The organism is Ornithinimicrobium sp., assembly GCF_030537745.1.
GTDB lineage: Bacteria > Actinomycetota > Actinomycetes > Actinomycetales > Dermatophilaceae > Ornithinicoccus.
This window is the reverse complement of record NZ_JAUNVI010000081.1, coordinates 1-2,425: the sequence shown is the minus strand read 5'-3', so window position 1 is coordinate 2,425 and position 2,425 is coordinate 1. Positions and strand designations below refer to the sequence as shown.

General features: G+C 67.6%; 4 protein-coding genes. 2 read left to right on the top strand and 2 right to left on the bottom strand.

Annotated features, from left to right (window positions below; genetic code table 11):
• Positions 1-4 precede the first annotated feature (4 nt).
• Positions 5-688 carry a metalloregulator ArsR/SmtB family transcription factor gene (locus Q4P07_RS12915; protein ID WP_303375324.1) on the bottom strand — a complete coding sequence of 228 codons (684 nt, stop codon included), beginning with the start codon at positions 686-688 and terminating at the stop codon, positions 5-7.
• A 98-nt stretch (positions 689-786) separates the two neighbouring features.
• Here Q4P07_RS12915 and Q4P07_RS12910 point away from each other — a divergent pair, with 98 nt between their 5' ends.
• Both Q4P07_RS12910 and Q4P07_RS12905 read left to right on the top strand, forming a co-directional pair.
• Positions 787-1,203 carry a hypothetical protein gene (locus Q4P07_RS12910; protein ID WP_303375323.1) on the top strand — a complete coding sequence of 139 codons (417 nt, stop codon included), beginning with the start codon at positions 787-789 and terminating at the stop codon, positions 1,201-1,203.
• Between the two features lie 158 nt (positions 1,204-1,361).
• Positions 1,362-1,934 (top strand): GNAT family N-acetyltransferase, encoded by a 573-nt coding sequence (locus Q4P07_RS12905; protein WP_303375322.1) that lies wholly within the window; start codon positions 1,362-1,364, stop codon positions 1,932-1,934.
• Between the two features lie 83 nt (positions 1,935-2,017).
• Here the strand turns inward: Q4P07_RS12905 and Q4P07_RS12900 are convergent.
• The coding region (locus tag Q4P07_RS12900; protein WP_303375321.1) for a pyridoxal-phosphate dependent enzyme at positions 2,018-2,425 on the bottom strand (408 nt) is incomplete at its 5' end.

The following is a 2,425-nucleotide window of genomic DNA, read 5'->3' as shown; positions in this document are numbered from 1 at the left end:
ACTCTCAGGTCTGGCGGAGGCTCACGCAGCACCGGCAGGGGCCTGGGTCGAGTGCGGTCGCGACTCCCGTGCAGCCCATCCCGTCGCGCACCCCGGAGACATACTCCAGGTTGAGTCCGCACACCAGGTCGGTCTGCTCGCGCGCCGCGTGGTGAAAGGGACAGTTCAGCAACCGAACGGTCTGGTCCTCGTCGAGCTGTGGCTCGTAGCCGACGTCGGTGAGCACCTGGCACAACTGCTTCAACTCCGCCCCGGAGGAGGCTCGGGACTCGCCCATCGCCACACCTTCCTCACGCGCGACCCGCCCTGCGACTTCGGCGACCCGCTCTTCGCCCGCATCAGACCGCGCGACGGCGCGGGCCAGGATGCGGCTGAGGAGGTCGTACTGGCGAGCGGGCAACTCGACGTGGATCTCGCGCTCGGCCCGACGATAGAGCTTGGCCGGCCGACCTGACCCTGGCCCGGTGCGTCCGGTCAGCCGTCGAAACTCCACCTCCAGCAGGCCCGCGTCGACGAGTTTGTCCAGGTGAAACTTCGCGGTGTGCACGGGAACCCCCGCAACCTCTGCTGCAGCCTCCCGACCGAGCGAGCCCGGAGCCGTCGCAACTGCTTCATACAGCCGCCGCCGCACCGGCTCGGCAAGGGCGGCGACTCCGGTGATGGCTGACTGCTTCGAGGTTCCGAACATGTCTAAAGGATACGCCCCTTGACGAAAGACGATTTTGGGTGTTCCATCATAGATAAGCCTCTCCTTTAGAAGGCGACAACTCACGAAAGGCAAGTCCGATGAGCACGGAAGCCGCCCACACCGTTCGTACTGACGCACCCGCACGTACCGGAGCGCAGGAGGCGTACTTCCTGCTCCGCACGGTTTTCACGATTGCGCCGATCCTGTTCGGCCTCGACAAGTTCACCAACATCCTCACGGAGTGGACGAACTATCTCGCGCCGTGGATCGACAACCTCATGCCCGGTTCCGCTTCCGTCGACATGATGATGGTCGGCGTGGTGGAGATCATTGCCGGCGTCCTGGTCTGGGTGCGCCCCAAGATCGGAGCGTATGTCGTGGCCGCCTGGCTGGCGGGCATCATCCTCAACCTGCTGACGCTGCCCGGCTTCTACGACGTCGCGCTGCGCGACTTCGGCCTGTTCGTCGCCGCGCTCGCCCTGGCCCGCCTCGCCAAGGACCACGCCACGAAGTAGTACGCCCTTCGTCATACCAGCTCAGCAGCCCCGTCGCGTGATGCCCGAGATCGCGGCGGGGCTGTTGTCTGTCCGCCCTGCGCTGGCGCCCGCGCCGTGCGCAAAGAATCTGGACGCTCCTGGTGCGGCGGGGGAGCCGGCCGCGCTAGCGTGCGAGGGTGACGCCAACCTTGGACGACCTCGGCTGGCCGCGCCGGACAGAGCGTCTTCTGATCCGACCGGCAAGGGCCGACGACGGAGGCGTCGTGTTCTCCTACCGCAGCCTTCCCGAGGTCGGTCGATGGCTGACCGCGTTGCCCACCGATCGCGAGGAGTATGTCCAGGCGTTCGGGCAACGGCTCGACTCCACGCTCGTGATCGAGCGGGAGCACGTGGTCGTCGGGGACCTGATGGTGACGGTCCAGAACGCGTGGAGCCAGGCCGAGGTGGCGGGCGAAGCGATCGGCACTCAGGCCGAACTCGGTTGGTGCATCGCCCCTGCGCACAAGGGGCAGGGCTATGCGACCGAGGCGGTGCGGGAGCTGATCGTCATCGCCTTCGACCTCGGCGTCCGCCGCATCGAGGCGGTGTGTTTCGCCGACAACCGTGCGTCGTGGCGCGTGATGGACAAGGTCGGTCTGCGGCGGGAAGGCTATTTCGTCCAGGAATCGCTGCACCGTGACGGCACCTGGCACGACGGGATCAGTTATGCCCTGCTCCAGCAGGAGTGGCGCGAGGGACTGGCGCGCTGACCCACGAGTCACCCGGACCGGTGGCCAGGCCAGAGCCCGCTGTCGGATCGCGCTCGTTGCCCGATCGGGCTCGTTGCCGGATGTCACGCTCCCTCGGTGCTGAGCAGGACCACGACGGCGTCGTCGGCCAGGTCGAGATCCGCGCGGCTGATGGCATTGCCGAGGGCGGCTCGCACGCCGGCCAGCGTGGCCGCTCCGCAGGTGCCCGAGGAGACGCCGAGCGCGAAGAGGTCCGCAGACGCTTGGCGAGCTTCCTCGTCTGAGACGGTCACGGCGGCGTCGCAACCGTTCTTCATGACTGGCCACGCGAGGCTGGACACCGTGCCGCAATTGAGACCGGCCATCACGGTGCTGCCGGTCGGCACGGTGATGGGCTCACCGGCAGTCAGGCTGGCGACCATGCACGCGGCGGTGTTCGGCTCGACGGAGAGGACCCGGGTAGGGGCGAGGGCGTGGGTAGGGCTGAGGGCAGAGGCAGGGGTGAGGGCGTG

What these genes read in the sequence shown, in the direction of transcription:
- Q4P07_RS12915 (WP_303375324.1), bottom strand. Translation starts at nt 688, where the DNA reads ATGTTCGGAACCTCGAAGCAGTCAGCCATCACCGGAGTCGCCGCCCTT.
- Q4P07_RS12910 (WP_303375323.1), top strand. Translation starts at nt 787, where the DNA reads ATGAGCACGGAAGCCGCCCACACCGTTCGTACTGACGCACCCGCACGT.